Raw genomic sequence first — 17,949 nt, 5'->3', positions numbered from 1 at the left:
TTAGGAGCCGTTATTTGTTGAATTCAGCCTTGCTCTGATTTAGATTTCGGACAGTAGGGAAGGGAAATTGTAAATTCTGTTCCTTGGCCTAACGTTGAATTGACTTCTATGGTCCCTGAGTGTTTTTCTACGACAATCTGACGGGCGATCGCCAATCCTAGTCCGGTCCCTTTTCCCACCGCTTTGGTGGTAAATAAATGCTCAAAAATTTTGGATTGCAACGCTTCACTCATCCCCACCCCATTGTCTTGAATCCGAATAATTACCTGTTGCTGGTCCCGGGAAAGTTCAGTTTTGATAATAATTTGATTATCAATTTCACCATAGTTACGTCCTTGATTGGATTCTTCTAGGGCATCGATCGCATTACTCAAAAGATTCATAAATACCTGATTTAATTGTCCGGCATAACATTCGATGAGGGGTAAATCACTATAGTCCTTAATTACTTGAATCTCCGGGCGGTTTTCATTGGATTTAAGGCGGTGTTTGAGTAGCATCATGGTGCTATCGAGCCCCTGGTGAATATTGCAGGCAACAGGATGCTCTGTATCAGCGCGAGAGAAGGTTCTCAGGCTATTACTAATATCATTAATCCGTTTGACCCCTTCCCGCATAGAATCAATTAATTTGGGCAGGTCTTCTTGAATATAATCCAGCTCAATGGCTTCTATTTTTTCTTGAACTTCCGGATCTAAATTGGGATGTTTTTCTTGAAACAAAGTAAGTAAATCAAACAAATCATTAATATAATCCAAGGCTGGATTAATATTTCCACTTAAGAAGTTAACGGGATTATTGATTTCGTGGGCGATTCCCGAAACTAGGTTTCCCAAGGCTGACATTTTTTCACTTTGCACAATTTGGAGTTGTGCTTCTTTAAGTTCAGTTAAGGCTTGCTGTGCGGTTTGGTAAAGGCGGGCATTTTCTAAAGAAATAGCAGCTTGAGCGCAAATGAGACTGAGGACTTCCACGCGATCGCTCGTAAACGCACCGACCGTCAGATGATTTTCCAGATATAAAACTCCAAACAACTGCCCTTGATAGAGAAGCGGACTACAAAGCACACTTTTGGGTTGGGATGTTTGAATATAACTATCCGTCATAAACCGAGGATTAATGCGCGCATCTGTCAGGACCAGAGGTTTTAAAGTCCGCTTGACCGTATTCACTAAAGTAATGGGAACATCTAAGCTGGATTCCAGGGGAATTGAAGACACAATTTGAGGGGATTTGCCGAATTCTATCAAAGCTCTGACTTTTAAAGTATCCTCTTCTTTTAAGAGAAAAACACACTTATTTGCCCCAGCATTGGCAATAACGATTTCTAATACGGTTGTTAAAAGTTTGTCGAGTTGAATTTCGCTGGAAATGGCTTGAGAGGCTTTAAGTAAGCTTGCCAAATCTAACGCCTCCGAGATCCGGTTAGAGGTGTGGTGAGCTGCAATGACTTCTCCCGTGATATTTTGAGGCAAGAAGCCAGTCGAGTGAGGTGGTTCTAGGATAGGCGAGAGGAGTTGGGGATAACGTTGTTCTAAATCGGTAACCTTGGCTTTAGCTCTCCATTGGATATAACAATAGTATGCTTCTTGGATATAACCTGCCGCCACTTTTTCTTTACCCCAATCTAAATAAAATTGAGCAGCCAGTTCGTTTGCTAAAGCTTCTTCTTGGAGATATTGGTTTTGTTTAGCGCCAGTAATTGCCTGGTCATAAAGGTTGATAGCTTCGGACTTCTGCCCTAAAATTCGGTGTTTTTCTGCTTCAATCAAACAAAGCTTATGATGGTAATTCATCGGTGCATACTGCGACCATTGCTCAATAATATTTTGATGATTTTCTATGATTTTGAGCGTATTAGCTTGCTCCGTTTCTGACTGATTACCGTAAACCGCTAAATAAGTTAGCGCCCCATAAAAATGAAAAATCGGGGTGTGAATGGAGCCAAAAACGGCCTGTAAAGCTTGGTTAGCTTCGACCATGTAGCTGAGGGCATTTTCCGGCTGATGAAATAGATAGTCCAGAATTAGCTTATAGGTATAAAGATAAGCCAGCCCTGAAATTTCATTATCTTTTTGGTACTGAGAAATCATCACAGTTTCATTATAAGATGTCCCCGTTAAAAGTTCAGGCTTTGGAGCGATTCCCAGCAAATTTTGAAGCATTTGTTGGGTCATTTTTAGGTAAAGCACGGGAGAATTTTGCTTGGCTTTAGTTAAAACAACGCAGGAACTCTCTATTTCCGCCTCCAAATCTTCTAGTCCTAAACCAGCGAAGAAATTATTATAAAAATAAACCGCAATATTATAACCAGCGGTCAAAAAATCTCCGATTTCCATTCCCACTAAATAACCTTCTTTTACATGGGGGAGTGTTGCTCTTAAGGCTTCTTGACGATGTTGGAGAAAAAACCCAAACCAGAGCAAGGTGAGAGGCTTGAATTCTCTTACATTTAACCGATTCAGTAAACTTAGTGCGAGGCGTCCGAAACGATAGCCTTTTTCTACCTCGCCCAAAAAAGCACAGAGCACCATGCCATAACTGGCATAGCCAATGGTTGATGCCGGTGCATTTCCAAATTTTAGGGATAGACTCACGAGGGTGGAACATAACAGCGGTTGTAACCCTGGACTGGCTTGATAAACCGGCGGAAATAATAAGGCTAACAGTTCTACGGCGGCGATCGTCTGAGGCTCCTTCATCACCGGCAGATTAACCAACTCCTCAATCTGGGTATCCTGAAGTTGAACCGCTAAGCTGTTTAATACTTCGTCCGTCAAGGCTTGATCGGGTTCAGCAGAGAACTCTACCCCCAATTGTTTGAGGGCTTTTTGACCGATCGCGATCGCCTCTAACATCCGATTCTGGGTGGTTCTAGCACTGATTTTAATTTGATAAATCTTCACCTGGTCAAGTACGGTTTTAGCCGATTCTAAAACACGGTTTGCTAAAACTTCCATGCCTTCAAAATCAGCATTTAAGTAGGCCAGTTCCGTTGCAGTTACATAACAATTCAGGGCTAATTCATATTGGCTTTGCCAGCAGTCTGCATCCAGCAAATTTAGTCCCATCTCCACAAAAATTCTAGCGGCAGAATAGGCTGTGGAATTCCTGGCTTTTTGCGCAGCGGCTAAGTTAATCCGAGCTAAGGCTTCCCGTTCTCCAGGTTGAGTGATTAACTCTTGTCCTAAATTCAGATGTCCGACAATATCAAATAGTTTCTCCTCTTGTTCTATCTGGGACAAGTTTTGTTGAAGGAGTTTGCCAATATGATAATGGGTCTGCTTTTTTTGCGGTTCAGGAATTAGAGAATAGCTCGCTTGTTGAACCCGATCATGTAAAAATCGATAAGTCGGATTCGCTGAAATCGTGAAGAGTTCCTCACTCTCCGATTCAGTAAAGAACTTATAAATTTTGGTGGTGGGAATCACTAACCCTTTTTGCAAGGCTTGCCATAAAGCGGTTGCTGTCGTTCCCTGGGATTTTTCGCTGACAATGACTAAGGTATTCAAATCAAACTCTGCCCCAATACAAGCCGCTAGTTTGAGAATATCCTGAGTCTCTATCGGCAATTTTTGTAATTGCAATGCCATAAACTCTACCACGTCATCCGTAATAGCAAGGGCTTTGACTTGGGCAATATCGCATTGCCAGCCCCCTTGAATTTGTCCTGAAGTCCGGGGGGACTGATGGCGGTTAAAAGTAATCAGCTTATCCTCATACAAGGCGTGCAGGAACTGAGTGGCAAAAAAAGGATTACCCTGGGTTTTTTGATAAATTAATTCTGTTAAAGATTCGGTTAGAGAGGGCGCAGAATTTAATGTTTCTGAAACCAATTGATTGAGATTGTTTGAACTTAAGGCCGACAAGGTAATGGTATCGATAGTCGCTCCATTTTTGAGCATTTCATTGAGGGCTAATATAAAAGGATGGAGCGCAGAAATTTCATTATCCCGGTAAGCCCCTAAGACTAATAAATATTCGGTCTCATCCATCAATAATTTTAGCAAATCAAGGGAAGCGGAATCGGCCCATTGCAAGTCATCTAAAAATATCACTAACGGATGGTCTTTGCTCGTGAAAACTTGCACAAATTTTTGAAACAGTAGATTAAACCGATTTTGGGCCGCAGTTCCTAATAATTCTGGGGAGGATGGCTGTTTTCCGATGATATTTTCCAATTCGGGAATCACGTCAATTAAAACTTGTCCATTTTCGCCCAGGGCTTCAAGCAGTTTTGTTTTCCAAGTTTGCAGTTGAGTATCAGATTCAGATAGCAACTGCTCAATTAAGTCTTGAAAGGCTTGCACAAAAGCACAAAACGGAATGTTGCGGTTAAATTGGTCATATTTACCTTTGATAAAATAACCCCGTTTCCGAACAATGGGTTTATGAACTTCATTAATCACTGCCGTTTTGCCGATGCCGGAAAATCCAGCGACGAGCATCATTTGACTGGCACCCTCGCTGACTCTTTCAAAGGCATTTAGGAGTTGAGTAACTTCCGCTTCTCTGCCGTAGAGCTTTTCGGGAATAATGAAGCGATCGCTAATATCTTTCTGACCGATTTCAAAATTCTGAATCTGCCCCCTTTGTTCTAATTGCGCTAAACAATTTTCTAAATCTTGCTTAATTCCTAATGCGCTTTGATAACGGTCTTCGGCATTTTTGGCCATCATTTTCATGACGATTTTAGATAAAGCCAGGGGAATGCTGGGATTGACCTCATGGATGGGAATTGGGGGTTTAGCTAAATGAAAATGCACCAACTCCATTGCATCTTCTGAAATAAAAGGTAATTTTCCCGTCAAGAGTTCATAACAAGTTACTCCGAATGAATAAAAGTCACTCCGATAGTCTATCCCGCGATTCATTCTGCCGGTTTGTTCCGGAGAGAGATAGGCTAAAGTCCCTTCTAACGCATTGGTATTTTCAATTTCTTGGACTTCTCTGGGTAACAAAGAAGAAATGCTAAAATCAATTAATTTAATTTGGTCAGTTTCTGGGTTAATTAAAATATTGGCGGGCTTAATATCTTTATGAATCACTCGATTCTGGTGTAATTCGTGAATAATTTCTGTGATTTGAATAGCAATTTTTAAAAACTTTAATAAACTAAAGGATGGAGAATTGGGATTTTTTTTCGTAGTAGCTCGTACATAATGAGCTAAAGAAACTCCCCCAAAATCTTCCATAACTAAAGCATAGCCATTCCGATATATTTCTAGGGAAATAATTTTTATAATACCCGAACAAGTGAGATTTTTTGCTATAACATATTGATTACGAAACTGAATTATTTCATTAAAATTTGGGTACTCATTTTGTAAAGTTTTGATGACAACGGATTGGTGATCACAGGTCCGGATCCCTCGATAAACTACCGTCCGACTCCCGTTGTACAAAGTTTCAATAATCTGATAACCGGGCAAATTAGCGAATATATTCATGATTTAACTTTGCTCCATTTATAAGATTTAGAGGGCTACATTCACTGACTAAACAATTGATAAATAAAGAAAAAAATTTAAGAATTGCTCTATACCACCCTACTTTACCCGTTCCACAAGTGATTATAAATCGCCCACGGGCAACGCCTTTTTATTAGTGATTTGCACAACCGAAAGAAGGGAGGTTTATCCCATTTTTTCCTATGAAATCTAGTGTTACTCTCCTGGGGAAGTTTTAGGGTGAACTATAAAAGCCGGTGAACCCCGTTGGATTGGGATTGATGTTTATAAGTTTAAAGGACAAAAGCAGACTTAAGTGGTCTAACTCTAATGATACAAGCTGATCGAGGCTAACTCACCGCAAGGGGGCTTAAAATTACCAAAACTTAACATTTTCACAGGAAGGAAAATGAGGCGATCGCACCCACTGGGGTAAATGAGAATTTTGGGGAGGAAACTTTTCCCCGGTGGGAATTTAATTCCCTAGACTGTTTCCCGAAAGTCTTAACAGGGGATAAAAACCACCCAGCGCTGACCACAGTTTACTCAATCTGAACGGGTATAAAACCCTAGGGTTTCTAATTAGCCGGGTGGGCAGAAAAGGCGGGGGTCACTCCTCAATTAGCCCCGGTAATTGCACCATTCCAACCAAAGCCGGGATTTGTCATAAATTATAGCAGTCGCTAAGGACCGATCAGTTTGATGAATCCCCCGTTTGATTACTGCCAATCCCCTGTTATGATCCAGATAGTCACTTAGCGGCAGATTGGACTCTTGCCCGTTTTACCGGGGTTCGTTCCTAATCCGCTTTGACCATAAGGTGACTTTGAGGAACCCTAAATATGAGAACTCTTTCGGACCCTCATTTTTTAACCACAGAACAATATCTGGAAGGAGAAATTAAAAGCCCCATCAAACATGAATATATAAATTGCGAAATTCTGACGATTGCTGGGACGACAGACACCCCTAGAACGATCGCGGGAAATTTGTTTGCCCTGATTCGTAACCACTTGCGGGGGACAGACTGCCGCTTGTATATTGCTGACGTTACCGCTTATTTGCAACAAGGAAACTACTTTTATTATCCTGATTTCCTGCTTAGTTGTGACCTTAAAGACAGAGAAAACTATACCTATCAGCGCTTTCCTAAATTGATGATTGAAGTGCTTTTTCCGAGTAGTGAAGCTTTTGAACGAGGGGATAAATTCAACGATCACCAAACCTTAGACAGTCGGCAAGAATATGTTTTAGTCAATATCAAGCACCAGCGATTTGAACTTTTTGGGAAGATTGAAGAAGGGGGATGGCTTTTTTTACCTTATACTCTTACGGAAGAAATATTTATTTTGAAAAATTTAAAGTTAACCGTCTCTTGGGCTGAAGTTTATGAAAATGTCACCCTTGAACTAGCCTCAAAAACTAGGCCAGAAAACTAGAAAAATTTGGGCCTATTCAGAATTTGCGATTTCAAAAATTAATGAGTCTTTGATAATGAGAGTTCCTCCACGGAGTGTCAGATGAAGAGAAGACTAGGCCCGCTTCAGTTGCGGCAAAATCTCATATTAATTGCTGCGATCGCCTTTGTTTACTGTGTTTTAGGCATCCTTGGACTCAAGTTAGCCGTTCTCCCCGGGGGTGTCACCGCAGTTTGGATTCCCGCCGGGGTGGGTTTGGGGGCAGTTCTGGTCTGGGGAAACCGGATTTGGCCCAGTATTACTTTGGGTTCTTTTGGCATTTCGGTACTGGTGGATCCCTCCCCGGTTAGTCTGGCGATCGCCGGAGTCACAGCGGTGGGAAATACCCTCACTCCACTGTGGGGGGGCGCTTTGATTCGCCGCTTGACTCACACGCGGTATCCGTTTCATCGGGCGAATGAGGTGTTTATTTTTGTGGGTTGTGGGGCGATCGCCGCTCAAATTATTAGTGCCACCGTGGGCATTTTGGCCCTTTGTGTGGCGCAATGGGTAGAGTGGTCAAATTTTGCACAGGCTTGGGTGACTTGGTGGGTGTCTAATGTGGCCGGTGTGCTAATTTTTACGCCGGTTTTGTTGACTTGGCACCACTTTTTAAGCCAGACTTGCCCACAGAACAACGGGACTCGAATTTTCTCTCACTTGGGGAAAATTGTGGGGCAGGAATTGCAGTCTCTACGTCTGGAAAGTTTGACTTGGTTTTTGCTTTTTGATGGAGTGGTGAGTTTAGCCTTTTGGTATGGATATCCCGTGGAATATTTAATGATTCCCTTGTTAGGTTGGGCGGCATTTCGGTTTTCGGAACGCTGGACCACATTAGCGATCGCCTTGACGGGATTAATGGCGATCGCCGGAACCATTCTCAATCGCAGTTCCTTTGTCCGCGACAATCTCAACGCCTCTCTCCTCTTCTTAGAATCCTTTATTGGCGTCATCTCAGTCACCACCCTGGTTCTAATTGCCGTACTCCAAGAACGCCGTCATGCTTTAGAAGGCTTACAACAAGCCAAAGCAGAACTAGAATATAGGGTCATCCAACGCACCCAGCAACTCTCCCAAGCGAACGAACAACTCACAAGGCAAGAAGTTCATTTAAAAGAAAAAGCCGAGTCTCTCGCCACTGCTTTACGCCAAGTCCAGCAAACCCAAGGTCAATTGATTCACAATGAAAAAATGATCAGTTTGGGGCAGTTAGTCGCGGGCATTGCCCATGAGATCAATAATCCAGTGAGTTTTATTTATAGCAACCTTTCTCCCGCTACAGACTACTTCCGCGATATCCTGGATCTGTTGTCCCTGTATCAGGAAAAACATCCCGAACCTGACCCTGAAATTGTAGAGATGGAAGCTCAGATTGATTTACCCTTTGTTAAAAAAGATTTATTTAAACTCCTAAATTCTATGAAATCCGGGGCCGATCGCATCCAGCGGATTGTCATGAGTCTCCGGAATTTTTCCCGGTTAGATGAAGCTCAGTTGAAAGCGGTAGATGTTCACGAAGGATTGGAAAGTACCCTGCTGATTTTACAACATCGAATCCAGGGTTCCGAGTCTCTACCTCCCCATATTGAAGTAATCAAAGACTACAGTAAACTCCCTCCAGTTGAATGTTTGGCGGGGGAACTCAATCAAGTGTTTATGAATCTTCTCAGCAATGCGATTGATGCGATCGAAGCCAATACACCCGATAATTTGGGAAGGATTCACATCCAGACAAGGGAACTAGAAGGCGAGCAAATTCAGATTACTATTACCGATAATGGTGGCGGTATTCCTCCGGCAGTTCAAAATAAAATTTTTGACCCATTTTTTACAACAAAACCTGTAGGGCATGGGACCGGATTAGGGTTGTATATCAGTTATGAGATGATTGTCCAAAAGCATCACGGCACGCTCAGTTGTCGTTCAGAACCAGGAGTTAGCACTACTTTTGAAATTACCCTGCCCCTGCGCCATACCTCCGACCCAACTTAAGTGATTCCTCGTCCTTCCCTCATCAATAAGGGTTCAATCGAGGCTCACTGGCTAAGATTTGTAAATGATAGACCCTGGTATTTGTTTCATCTTTTTTTCAAGTTTTTTATCTTTATTCAACGCCACAATCATGGTTTCTTCCGGTAATTCCATCTCACCATAAAGTTGATGGACTATCATGATATCCGCTATCTCTGACTCATACCCCAGAGGGCGACGACGAACGACTCCTAAAATATACAAAGGCTTTTTTGGCAAAGTTTGCGCCTCTTTTTGCAAAAAATAGGCGGTTTTAATCGCCCGATACTGTGCCAGTTGTTCGATGATATCTTGGATTTGATTATCTCGCAATCCGTGGAACAAAAACTGCTCACTCTCTTGGACGATCGCTGGGTTTTCCTCTGCTAAAATTGCCGCCGAATCTGGTGGTTTTTGCCATGATTGAAGATGAGACCATTCTATAAACTGTTGAGCTTGACGCTGAGTTATCATGCCGATTTGAATTGGTTTGAAGGTCAATCCCCCCTGAGAATCTAACCCAACTCGGCTCAATTTCATGACCACCTCGCTGGTTTGACAATAGGGACAACGCTGAAATTCTACTTCTATACTGGGACTGTAAAGGCGGGTGTTTGCCTTCACCAGTTCTGCTGCTTTGAAATAGTTTTCATCCTAAATTAATATCAAAAAATGCCGATAAAATCGACCCTTAACATTCCCGACTCGTTCCGGTTGACTATACCACACATCACAGGCTTCACAAAACGGTTTCTTGGCGGCAGAATAGGAGAAAATTTGGATTATTCTCTGGATAAAAGTTTAGTGTTATCACACCCATACTTGAAAAGCAGCCGTTCCTCGGGGTGTTTTAAGGCCGGTAAATGCTCAAGCTTCAATTGATAACTACCTTCAAATTTTAAGCCGACTTTTTCCATTACTCGAATAGAGGCTTGATTGGCTGGTAATGCCCAAGCGATGATTCTCTCTACCTCCCACTCATTAAACCCTTTATTGCGAAGCGATCGCGCTCCTTCTGTGCCATATCCTTTCCCCCAACTGGACTGCCGGAATCGATATCCTAGAGAAGTCTCCCCCTCTCGGAAGAGATTCTCGGGTATCCCAAAGGGATTGGTGGTGACGGGGTAAAAGTGAAACCAGCCGATAAACTCTCCGCTGACTTTTTCATGAGTGGCCCAAAACCCAAAATTTTCATACTTTTCATAATAGTCTAAAATTCTGTCTAGCAATGCTTCAACATCGGCTAAATTACTGGGAATCCCGCCATTAATGTAGCGCATCACCGCTGGGTCACTATCTAATTCTAAAAGGTGATGAGCATCAGTTTTGTTAAAATACCGCAGGATTAAACGCTCAGTTTCCAAAAAAATTGTCATTTTTTTCCCTTTTCTGTCTCAGTTTCCCACACCTTCGGCTAGAGGAGTTTCTCAAAATCCTCTAGCTTTTTCTGATTTCTAAGGAACTAAATCAGGGAAACCATGCTGGACATCAGGATGCAACAGTTGATGGTTTTTGACATTCAAACCCTTGGCTAAAGCCTCATCAAGTTCTAAAGCTTTGATACCCTGATTTGCTAATTTCACCACATAAGGTAAGGTACTATTATTAAGGGCTTGGGTTGCTGTCCAAGGGACGGCACCGGGCATATTAGGTACGCCATAATGCACAACTCCGGCTTCAATATAAGTAGGATTTGTATGGGAAGTTGGACGCAAGGTTTCCACACAACCGCCTTGATCCACTGCGACATCAATAATTACTGACCCGGGACGCATGGTTTCCACCAAGTGACGCGGGACTAAAATCGGAGCACGACGTCCGGGAACGAGGACTGCACCAATGAGTAAGTCGGCATCGGGAACGGTTGCCTCGATTTGTAAGGACTCACTATACAGCAGTTCGACCCGGGACCCAAATAATGTTTCGAGATAGGCGAGGCGATCGATGTTGACATCCAAAATTTGCACTCGTGCCCCCATGCCGACTGCCATCCTTGCCGCTTCTGTCCCAACAATTCCGCCGCCTAAAATCACCACATGGCCCGGTTTGACGCCGGGAACGCCTCCCAACAAGACTCCCCGTCCCCCTTGTTGCCGTTCGAGGTATCTCGCGCCAAACTGCACGGAGAGACGACCGGCGATAATGCTCATGGGGGTGAGTAGAGGGAGTCGTCTATCTGGTAGTTCGACGGTTTCATAGGCGATCGCACAGACACCAGATTCCATCAGGGTCTCGGTTAATTGGCGATCGGCAGCTAAATGGAGATAAGTAAACAGCAGTTGGTCTTTGTGCAAATACCCATATTCCGGCGGTAAGGGTTCTTTCACCTTCACCACCAATTCCCGACTCCATACCTCTTTCGCCGTGGAGACAATTTTCCCCCCACTATGCACATACTCTTGATCACTGAATCCCGAACCCACTCCCGCATGGGTTTCGATAAATACGGAATGTCCATGTTCCGTGAGCACTCTGACGCTACTCGGACTCAACCCTACCCGATATTCCCGATCTTTTGTTTCTTTTGGGACACCGATTTCCATGAATCACCTCTTGTGGTTCCGTTGTAATACCTTAATTTAGGAAATTTTAGAAGGATTGTTGTTGACGAATGAGTCCGCCTCCCTACAATAGAAGATGATAAATCGTTAAGAATTGTAAATTAACCGACTCACCATGACAGAACCCCAACCTATCGGACCTACCGTTACCCCGAAGCTGGAAGAACCAAAATTTGGCTTTAATCAGTATGCTGAACGCTTGAATGGTCGGGCGGCGATGATTGGTTTTGCCCTGACTCTGCTGATCGAATACCTCACGGGACAAGGACTGCTGTCCTGGTTGGGCCTCAATTAGGTCATCTCCTGAAACAGTTCGGATGGGCAATCCCCATCCGACCCCTGGAGTCGGTGATCGCTAATCCGCTAGGGTTTAAAACCTCCCGGGGGAATTGAAAGAACTCCGGAATGCGATCGCCAGGGGCAGAAACCATCAGTAGGTTGACCCCATTGGACTCGGCGTTTCACCCACCGATTGTCGGGGGAGGCGATCGCCCTTTTGAGCTAAACCCCCCAAACCGTACAGTACAATCAGCCCTTGAAAGGTTACAATGACAAGGGGAAGCGGTATTGCCCTCGGCCTAAACTTGGGGGTCAACTTTAAATCTTAACCATAGAGAAAAATTACCCGCGCAGAAAAAACAGTAACTATGATGAATCCTGGATTGATTAGATTTCTAAAGTCGGCCTACCGTCAAGAACCTATTACTAGCTTTATCGTGATTGTCGGTGCCGTAGATGCAGCCCTCGGAGGAATTGACCAAAGCGTTTCTCTATTTAGTTTTGGTATTGTTTTGGTCAGCGTGGCTTTGGCTTTACGATGGTGGCAACTCCAGCGCAGTCAGCCTTTAGATCTGGAACGAGTGCCGGAACATTATCTCCCCCCGGCTTCTTCTCGTCAACCCCTCCCCTTATTAATGACGGCTAAAAAATATCCCCCGCAATAACTGTTGGGGGGTCGTAATACCGTTCACCTCAACCGCAAGATGATGGAAACTCTGGTGGGTGAAAAATCCCTAAAAATTGGCGAAGTGTCTGCCACTTCAGGATTGCCGGTGAAGACGATTCGCTACTATGAAGAAATTGGTCTGTTGGAACCCACCGTAGAACGGGCAGACTCGGGTTATCGAATCTTCGATTCTACGGTTCTGAATCGGTTGGCTTTTATTAAGCGATCGCAATCTTTGGGCTTAACTCTAACGGAAATCAAAGATATTTTGCAGGTTCACGATCGCGGCGAGTTGCCTTGTGGAGAAGTTCGCCATCACTTAGAGGCCAAAGTTGCTGCAATTGATGAACAAATTCGGTCTTTAGAAACCCTCCGTTCGGAATTGCAAGGCATCCTCAAGGGCTGGCAAGAACACCCCCCCGATGACCAAATTGCTCATACGATATGCCCGAATATTCAGCCAGACTGTCATCATCATCAAGACTGATTTCTAACCAAAATCTCGATCCGATGACTGAGGGAGAGTTTGAATTAATACTGTTAAGTCATAAGTTCTGAATCGATTAGTGGTGACCTGAATGGAGAGATTCAGATTAAAAAACCCTGTCCTAACTCAGGGTTTAATTGCTGGGTTACTTGCCTATATTCCGGCCTTCCCTTTGCTGCTGGGAACTGCCTTGTTTTCCCTGGGGGACAGAACTCTGGCGACTCCTCAACCCCAGATGCCTAACTCTTCTGTGCAGTCCCCATTATCCCGAGGTACAGCCGCTAATCCCCAATTCCAAGGGCAAGGCGATCGCCCCATTCCCCTGAGTTGGGACAACCCAGAATTATTGCTGGCGATCGAAGGAGAATCCGCTACAATTCAATCTTTAGCCTTTAGTCCCGATGGCCGATTTATTGCCTTGGGCGGTGGTAGAAATGATCCGAGAATTGAAATCTGGGATTTACAACAAGAAAAACGAATTCGCCACTGGAAAACCTCTCAAAATCGCGTCCTTGCCCTGACTTTTTCTCCCGATGGAAATACCCTCGTCAGTTCCGCAGATGGCGGGGCGATCGAAGTGTGGGATGTCCAAGAAGGTAAATTATTACATCGATTTTTAGAACATCGAAGTAACGTCGTTTCCTTGGCAATTTCCCCCGATGGACGTAATTTAGTCAGTGGCGGTTTAGATGGAATTCGCTTTTGGGATTTGGGCGATCGCCAACTCATCCGAGTCTTATTAAATTTACAACCGATTTATTCCGTAGCTTTTCGCGGGGATGGACAACTGATCGCCGCCGGAACTCATCAGGGTAATATTATTTTATGGCCCGTAATTCCCAGTGAAGGAACCGCCATTGTCGGCAATCCCCTCACGACTTCCTTTCAACACGATCGCGGAATTACCACCTTAGATTTTACCCCCGATGGCAATCGCTTAATTGCCGGGAGTTTTGATGCCACGATTAAATGTTGGGATTTAGTGAACCGAGAACTGCTTTACAGCTTGGTGGATCATCCCACTTGGATTAAGTCGCTGAAAATTAACCCGAATGGTCAACTATTTGCCAGTGCCTCTGAGGATGGTATTCGCTTCTGGAATCTTGATACGGGAGAGGCAGTCGGGTTTATTTCAGCCGAGTCTGATTGGGCACAGGCGATCGCCTGGTATCCCGATGGACTAACCCTCGCCACCGGGGGATTAGACCGAATCGTCAACTTGTGGCGGGGTGGCATAGGGCCCAATGAAGATGCGATCGCCTCAGACAGTCCCTAACTCAATCCAGGAGACAAAAAACCGGGTTTCTGACCCTAATTTGTTACAAATTGGCAAAGATTTTGTCAAGAAACCCGGTTTGTCTTCCTCATTCTGTACGGACGTCCTAGACAGTAGAGAACAGATCGGTTTCAATAGAGAAACATCGCGAAAATAAACCGATACTGATCCAACTGGGGGAAATATGACAAGTGACGACCACAAGTACCGATTAGTAACCCGTAGTGATTTTGATGGGTTAGTCTGTGCTGTTCTGTTAAAGGAACTGAATCTCATCGATGAGATTAAATTCGTCCATCCCAAAGATATGCAGGATGGCAAAATTGAAATCAGCGATCGCGATATTACCACCAATTTACCTTACGTCAAAACTGCTCATTTAGTCTTCGATCACCACGAAAGCGAAACCATCCGCAACCAAGACGCTCAAGATAACTATATTATCGATGCAAAGGCTCCCTCTGCTGCCCGAGTAGTCTACAACTACTTTGGCGGACCGGAAAAATTTACCACCATCTCCACCGAAATGATGGAAGCGGTAGATAAGTCAGACTCGGCTCAATTTGAACGGTCTGAGATTTTAGATCCTCAAGGATGGGTGCTTTTGAGCTTTCTGATGGATGCTCGAACCGGCTTAGGGAGATTTAAAGAGTTCCGCATTTCTAACTATCAATTAATGATGGAATTAATTGATTACTGTAGAAATCATAGCATTCATGAAATTTTGCAGCTTCCTGATGTCAAAGAACGGTCTGAACTGTATTTTGAACACCAAGATAAATTTAATCAGCAACTTAAAGACTGTGCCACGGTTTATAACAGCCTAGTGGTCCTGGATTTGCGGGATGAAGAGACAATTTATGCGGGGAATCGGTTTACCATCTACGCGCTGTATCCCGCCTGCAATATTTCCATGCACGTTCTGTGGGGACTCAAACAACAAAATACGGTGTTTGCCGTGGGTAAGTCCATTTTAAACCGCACCTCAAATCTCAATATTGGAGCATTGATGCTGGAATATGGCGGTGGGGGTCATGCCAATGCAGGCACTTGCCAAGTTGAAAATGACAATGCGGAACAGGTGAAGCAAGCTTTAATTGATCGCATTACGGCTCCGGGTTAAAGCCCAGATAAAATGAGAAGGAGCGATCGCTTTAACTGCGATCGCTCCTTCTAGGGAAAGATTCTGAATTCATGAATTTGAGTTAAGCCAGGACCATTGGAGTTGTTAGAAAGCGATCGCTCTGTGCCTTCACCTTCCCAATCTGAGTTGCGGAACTTTCTTGCGCCGGAACTAACATCAAATCCGTAGAACGGACCACCAAATTCCCTTCATCCAGAGACTGCCGCAACTGCCGTCCCATTTTCCAGGCCCGATATTTGATAACATTCCATCGGGGGTTGGCTGGATATCCGGCAAAACCTGATCGCAGTGCGGGGAGGTTATCTTTAGGCATGAGAGAACCGACTAAAACTCCCTCAGCCAAATCAACCACCATGAAGTTTCCCTTGGAATTGTGTTGTGCATTTAACATGGGATCAACCTCCTCGCCGCTAGACGAATAATGTTTATTGGGTTTGTATTTTACAGATGATGAGCGGTCATTACAATCATCCCAAAAAAATTAAATTCTTCTGGAATGAAGATTTTGGAAAGGTCAAAAAAATAACTGCCCAAGCGTAGAGCATTTGGATCCCGGGGCAGCCGAAACAGTTGGCTGATGCTTTTGACTCGGTTACCCGCCGAATTTATTCTCCAATTGGTATGAGTCTAGCATGAGTGGTGGGATTATTGTATCAATGAATTCATTTTTTATAAATTTACGGACATGATTCCCGAGTGTCCCGGGTCAACAAGCCACGGAATCCAGACGGGGAGGCATTTGGGGGAGGGGATAGGGTCCAACGGGTCGGCCCAACTCTGTGTTTTATGCCTTTGGCAAGATGGGTCGGATGGCAGCGGTTATGGTAAGATAACTCACCCCCTGTTTACCGAACAGGACTGAAGCATTTTGAGAATTCACGCCAAAAGGAGGGGCGATTCGTGAATCGCCCCTCCTCAATAGTGCCAACCTAATTTTTTAGGAACCCCCTAACGGGATGCGGCAGCAGCCTCCGTGAGTAGGCGATCGCTGGCTTGATTTCGGCGATAATTGCGCTTCACTAGCTCCCCAGATAAAGGAGAAGCCATCAAGAGCATTTTATCCAATAGCCACGGCGCAATTCGTTGGCACAAAACAGCTAAATGACTTTGCCATCCCACTAAGATCTCTGAAGAGTCTTTGTTGAGTCCTGATACCAATGCCTTTGCCACCTGCTGCGGTGTCATCGGCACAACCCAGCGAAACAATTGTAAGTTTTTCGCCATGTCGGTATCGGTCAAAGTGGGCAGAAGTGCGACTACTTTGATATTATGTTCCGCCAGTTCCCCCCGCAAGGCTTGGGTGAAGCCGAGGATAGCAAACTTAGTTGCAGAATAGGTAGACATAGTGGGTGCAGCTACTTTCCCCATTAAGCTGGAAACGTTGACAATTGTGCCTTCCTGCCTTGCCGCCATGCGCTTGGCAACCATACGAGTGATCTCGTACATTCCCATAATGTTCAGGGAAAGTTCTTCCTGAATTTTCGGAAATTTCGACTGCAAAAATGGGGTTTGATGTGCGACGCCCGCACAATTGACCAAGAGGTGAATGGGCCCATGATGCTTCCACGCTTTGGCGATCGCAATGTCCACTTCCACAGGTCGCGTGAGATCTAAAGGTAGACTCACCACCTCTACCCCCACCGCAGCAATCTCGGCTTCCACTTCCGCTAATTTGTCGCGATCGCGGGCCACGATAATGATCCGTTTCATGCCTTGATGTGCCAACTCCAGGGCGATCGCCCGCCCAATTCCCCGGGACGCGCCAGTAATGAGTGCCGTCTTGTCTTGAATGTTCATAAATGAAGCCTCCATATTTGAGGTCTTATCCCTCCACTCCTTCCATGCCAAGTCTGTTGATATTTTTTGGCACTTCACAGAGTCACCCCTGTGGGCGATTAGAAAGATAAGTTAAATGCAATCAGTAGCAGCAGAGACTTTGATGAATGGGGTTCAGAATTGGTACATTATACAATTGCTGACCCCTTCAACAAAATGCCCGTTGAAAATACTCCAAAGCCTAATCAGGATGATGGATGCAACGCCGCAGATGCCAATTCTTCTGAGGAAACCCAATCCACAAGTATTATTGAAATTGACAATCTGCCCTCGCGCATTTTGATGTTGAATGTTACGCGGTAGCACGCTTCCATTTCCCCCTCGGTCCTATTCTTAGTCCCGAACTGTATCCACTGGGTTCTTGTACATGGTGGGCTGGCCTCCTAGATACGAGTATGGACTTAAGTCGCCCTTGAGCATACTTTAACAGTTAAATCAAGCAACTGCAATATTTCTTCATAAACTTTTGGACGGCTTCCGTAATAAATTTTTAAATGACTGTCCTCTAAGGGTTATAGCGTTTGAGTTCTGAGCATAGGTGTGATACAAATCACAATAAGACAATCTCCCCTGATAGGAATAGCGGATTAACCACCGACTCCTCCCACTCTACCTCACGCGGCACAGATGCACGGGACTCACCCACAAAAAGCCGATAAAAATTCTCTCTTAGGGTGAATCTCACCAGACGAGAACAGGAGCAGAAAAGTTGCCAACCCACTGCCGGATGTAGAACCCTAAAAAAGAAATTACGATCGTTATTTAAGCCGGGGGATCAAGAA

General features: G+C 44.5%; 14 protein-coding genes. 8 read left to right on the top strand and 6 right to left on the bottom strand.

Annotated features, from left to right (window positions below; genetic code table 11):
• Positions 1 to 23 precede the first annotated feature (23 nt).
• Positions 24 to 5,450 (bottom strand): ATP-binding sensor histidine kinase, encoded by a 5,427-nt coding sequence (locus NG792_RS07225; protein WP_261234960.1) that lies wholly within the window; start codon positions 5,448 to 5,450, stop codon positions 24 to 26.
• Positions 5,451 to 6,292: 842 nt separating this feature from the next.
• On the opposite strand from NG792_RS07225, the gene NG792_RS07220 reads away from it, so the two are divergent.
• A complete protein-coding gene (locus NG792_RS07220; RefSeq protein ID WP_261234959.1) occupies positions 6,293 to 6,889 on the top strand; it encodes a Uma2 family endonuclease in 597 nt (198 codons plus the stop codon).
• Positions 6,890 to 6,970: 81 nt separating this feature from the next.
• Complete coding sequence (locus NG792_RS07215; protein ID WP_261234958.1) at positions 6,971 to 8,899, top strand: MASE1 domain-containing protein; 1,929 nt, start codon at positions 6,971 to 6,973, stop codon at positions 8,897 to 8,899.
• A gap of 51 nt (positions 8,900 to 8,950) precedes the next feature.
• On the opposite strand, the gene NG792_RS07210 is transcribed toward NG792_RS07215, so the two are convergent.
• From NG792_RS07210 to ald, 3 genes are all read right to left on the bottom strand, one after another.
• The gene (locus tag NG792_RS07210; RefSeq protein WP_261234957.1) at positions 8,951 to 9,541 is read right to left on the bottom strand and encodes a hypothetical protein; all 591 of its coding nucleotides are present in this window, start codon (positions 9,539 to 9,541) and stop codon (positions 8,951 to 8,953) included.
• A 158-nt stretch (positions 9,542 to 9,699) separates the two neighbouring features.
• Positions 9,700 to 10,293 (bottom strand): GNAT family N-acetyltransferase, encoded by a 594-nt coding sequence (locus NG792_RS07205; protein WP_261196657.1) that lies wholly within the window; start codon positions 10,291 to 10,293, stop codon positions 9,700 to 9,702.
• 78 nt (positions 10,294 to 10,371) lie between these two features.
• On the bottom strand, positions 10,372 to 11,460 hold the full coding sequence (gene ald / locus NG792_RS07200; protein ID WP_261196656.1) for an alanine dehydrogenase: 1,089 nt from the start codon (positions 11,458 to 11,460) through the stop codon (positions 10,372 to 10,374).
• Positions 11,461 to 11,593: 133 nt separating this feature from the next.
• Here ald and NG792_RS07195 point away from each other — a divergent pair, with 133 nt between their 5' ends.
• The 5 genes from NG792_RS07195 to NG792_RS07175 all read left to right on the top strand — a co-directional run bounded on the left by NG792_RS07195 (position 11,594) and on the right by NG792_RS07175 (position 15,310).
• Positions 11,594 to 11,773, top strand: coding sequence for a hypothetical protein (locus NG792_RS07195; protein WP_261196655.1), 180 nt, complete (start codon positions 11,594 to 11,596; stop codon positions 11,771 to 11,773).
• Positions 11,774 to 12,125: 352 nt separating this feature from the next.
• Positions 12,126 to 12,422, top strand: a complete 297-nt coding sequence (locus NG792_RS07190; RefSeq protein WP_261196654.1) for a hypothetical protein — start codon at positions 12,126 to 12,128, stop codon at positions 12,420 to 12,422.
• Between the two features lie 39 nt (positions 12,423 to 12,461).
• Positions 12,462 to 12,911, top strand: coding sequence for a heavy metal-responsive transcriptional regulator (locus NG792_RS07185; RefSeq protein WP_261196653.1), 450 nt, complete (start codon positions 12,462 to 12,464; stop codon positions 12,909 to 12,911).
• Between the two features lie 235 nt (positions 12,912 to 13,146).
• Complete coding sequence (locus NG792_RS07180) at positions 13,147 to 14,187, top strand: WD40 repeat domain-containing protein (protein WP_261234956.1); 1,041 nt, start codon at positions 13,147 to 13,149, stop codon at positions 14,185 to 14,187.
• Positions 14,188 to 14,371: 184 nt separating this feature from the next.
• Entirely contained in the window at positions 14,372 to 15,310 is a 939-nt protein-coding gene (locus NG792_RS07175; RefSeq protein WP_261196650.1) for a DHH family phosphoesterase, read from the top strand.
• Between the two features lie 82 nt (positions 15,311 to 15,392).
• Here the strand turns inward: NG792_RS07175 and NG792_RS07170 are convergent, their stop codons facing one another.
• Together NG792_RS07170 and NG792_RS07165 are read right to left on the bottom strand one after the other, a co-directional pair.
• The gene (locus NG792_RS07170) at positions 15,393 to 15,722 is read right to left on the bottom strand and encodes a hypothetical protein (RefSeq protein ID WP_261196649.1); all 330 of its coding nucleotides are present in this window, start codon (positions 15,720 to 15,722) and stop codon (positions 15,393 to 15,395) included.
• 557 nt (positions 15,723 to 16,279) lie between these two features.
• Complete coding sequence (locus NG792_RS07165) at positions 16,280 to 17,128, bottom strand: SDR family NAD(P)-dependent oxidoreductase (RefSeq protein ID WP_261196648.1); 849 nt, start codon at positions 17,126 to 17,128, stop codon at positions 16,280 to 16,282.
• Between the two features lie 159 nt (positions 17,129 to 17,287).
• Between NG792_RS07165 and NG792_RS07160 the strand changes: the two genes are divergently transcribed.
• The gene (locus tag NG792_RS07160) at positions 17,288 to 17,470 is read left to right on the top strand and encodes a hypothetical protein (RefSeq protein WP_261196647.1); all 183 of its coding nucleotides are present in this window, start codon (positions 17,288 to 17,290) and stop codon (positions 17,468 to 17,470) included.
• Positions 17,471 to 17,949: the final 479 nt, after the last annotated feature.

The sequence above is a fragment of the Laspinema olomoucense D3b genome (assembly GCF_025370785.1).
GTDB classification, from domain to species: Bacteria; Cyanobacteriota; Cyanobacteriia; order Cyanobacteriales; family Laspinemataceae; genus Laspinema; species Laspinema olomoucense.
The sequence above is the reverse complement of the archived record's forward strand: the minus strand, read 5'-3'. Positions and strand labels throughout refer to the sequence as shown.

Coding starts and splice junctions, on each gene's coding strand:
- NG792_RS07205 (WP_261196657.1), bottom strand. CDS start 10,293: ATGACAATTTTTTTGGAAACTGAGCGTTTAATCCTGCGGTATTTTAAC.
- NG792_RS07185 (WP_261196653.1), top strand. CDS start 12,462: ATGATGGAAACTCTGGTGGGTGAAAAATCCCTAAAAATTGGCGAAGTG.
- NG792_RS07195 (WP_261196655.1), top strand. CDS start 11,594: ATGACAGAACCCCAACCTATCGGACCTACCGTTACCCCGAAGCTGGAA.
- NG792_RS07180 (WP_261234956.1), top strand. CDS start 13,147: ATGCCTAACTCTTCTGTGCAGTCCCCATTATCCCGAGGTACAGCCGCT.
- ald (WP_261196656.1), bottom strand. CDS start 11,460: ATGGAAATCGGTGTCCCAAAAGAAACAAAAGATCGGGAATATCGGGTA.
- NG792_RS07225 (WP_261234960.1), bottom strand. CDS start 5,450: ATGAATATATTCGCTAATTTGCCCGGTTATCAGATTATTGAAACTTTG.
- NG792_RS07220 (WP_261234959.1), top strand. CDS start 6,293: ATGAGAACTCTTTCGGACCCTCATTTTTTAACCACAGAACAATATCTG.
- NG792_RS07190 (WP_261196654.1), top strand. CDS start 12,126: ATGATGAATCCTGGATTGATTAGATTTCTAAAGTCGGCCTACCGTCAA.
- NG792_RS07215 (WP_261234958.1), top strand. CDS start 6,971: ATGAAGAGAAGACTAGGCCCGCTTCAGTTGCGGCAAAATCTCATATTA.
- NG792_RS07170 (WP_261196649.1), bottom strand. CDS start 15,722: ATGTTAAATGCACAACACAATTCCAAGGGAAACTTCATGGTGGTTGAT.
- NG792_RS07165 (WP_261196648.1), bottom strand. CDS start 17,128: ATGAACATTCAAGACAAGACGGCACTCATTACTGGCGCGTCCCGGGGA.
- NG792_RS07175 (WP_261196650.1), top strand. CDS start 14,372: ATGACAAGTGACGACCACAAGTACCGATTAGTAACCCGTAGTGATTTT.